The organism is Staphylococcus sp. HMSC62B09 (genome assembly GCF_001839115.1).
Lineage (GTDB): Bacteria > Bacillota > Bacilli > Staphylococcales > Staphylococcaceae > Staphylococcus > Staphylococcus haemolyticus.
Genome location: NZ_KV840137.1, coordinates 1 through 441 on the forward strand (window position 1 = coordinate 1; position 441 = coordinate 441).

1 protein-coding gene is annotated in these 441 nt (G+C 30.8%); it reads left to right on the forward strand.

From position 1 onward, the window contains the following. The first annotated feature begins 166 nt into the window (after positions 1-166). Positions 167-262 (forward strand): type I toxin-antitoxin system Fst family toxin, encoded by a 96-nt coding sequence (locus tag HMPREF3265_RS12420; RefSeq protein WP_141764273.1) that lies wholly within the window; start codon positions 167-169, stop codon positions 260-262. Positions 263-441: the final 179 nt, after the last annotated feature.

The window sequence follows — 441 nt, forward strand, 5'->3', positions numbered from 1 at the left end:
TATCGGTTATGCAGGTTTTATACATCATTGATCTAATGCGTTTTCAGTCATTTTCATTGATCCATATTTTGTATCTTTATGTAATGTAAATACCGTGTATTGAATGTTATATTATATAAAGTCGTCTTAACTTCCGACGATAATTTCGACGGAAGGAGGTGTAATGATGTACTTAATATTTGTTTTAATAATAGCACCTATTATAGTAGAGTGCTGCGTTGCGTTGTTTAAACATTGGCTTGAACAACGTAATAAAAAATAAGGCGACTTAGCCAACACCCAAAGAACCCCCAATCTACTGCAATAGATTGGGGGTTCGGTGTTTTGATGCACTTAATATTTGTTATCTAAATATTATCATTCTATTACATACTATTCAATTAAAGTTTGTTTTCTAAATCATTTTTTAATCTTCCCAATCTAGTTCTAATTGTTGTCTAA